The sequence below is a fragment of the Vibrio sp. D173a genome (assembly GCF_030248475.1).
In genome coordinates this window covers 1-865 of the sequence record NZ_JAHGAH010001654.1, presented here as the reverse complement: position 1 = coordinate 865, position 865 = coordinate 1, and the positions used below count along the sequence as shown (strand labels likewise).

The following is an 865-nucleotide window of genomic DNA, read 5'->3' as shown; positions in this document are numbered from 1 at the left end:
GGCAGAGAGTAATCACAAGACATGGTGTCTTGAAGCACTTCTTCGATGACAGCATCAGGATTGACCGCCGGCACTTCTTCGTAGATGTCATCACTAAAGTCACTCACCGTCTTGTCCTCAACGGCATCTTGTAAGCTCTCTTTCGTCACCAGACCTTGATAGCCTTCGTCGGTAACGTGATACGCATAGTCATGCTTGAGCATTTTCATCTGAGCTAATGCTCCCTCAATGGTTTCTGAGGTGATGCGATACAATGGAGGTTGCATGACCGTCTCTACAGTAAGTGCACGTGCGCGGTTTACATCTTTTACGAATGCTTCGACGTAATCATCTGCAGGGTGAAGTAATATCTCATGTGGCGTGCCTTGTTGAACCAGTTCGCCATCTTTCAGAATCGCGATTCGATCACCAAGTCGCAGTGCCTCATCAAGATCGTGAGTGATAAAGATAATCGTCTTGTGCAACTTCTCTTGCAGTTCGATCAATTGATCTTGCATTTCGCTACGAATCAAAGGGTCGAGAGCCGAGAAGGCTTCGTCCATCAGCAGAATCTCCGCATCGGTACATAAAGCTCGAGACAAACCGACACGCTGCTGTTGACCACCTGATAGCTGTGCAGGGTACTGGTTTTCATAGCCTTTAAGTCCAACTGTATCTAGCCACTCGGAAGCCTTGGCTAAACGCTTGTCTTTCTTGATGCCTTGGACCTCAAGCCCATAGGCGACATTTTCAACCACGGTACGGTGAGGCATCAAGAAAGAAAAGCGTTTAGCCAAGGCTTCCGAGTGGCTAGATACAGTTGGACTTAAAGGCTATGAAAACCAGTACCCTGCACAGCTATCGGGTGGTCAACAGCAGCGTGTCG

The 865-nt window shown here is 48.2% G+C and carries 2 pseudogenes; one reads left to right on the top strand and one right to left on the bottom strand.

Annotation, left to right across the window (positions count from 1 at the left end):
* Positions 1–755 (bottom strand): annotated as a pseudogene (locus tag KIV40_RS35365) (ATP-binding cassette domain-containing protein); the annotation flags it as partial.
* Between KIV40_RS35365 and KIV40_RS35540 the strand changes: the two are divergent.
* Positions 748–865: pseudogene (locus KIV40_RS35540) on the top strand (methionine ABC transporter ATP-binding protein); the annotation flags it as partial. The pseudogenes KIV40_RS35365 and KIV40_RS35540 overlap by 8 nt on opposite strands.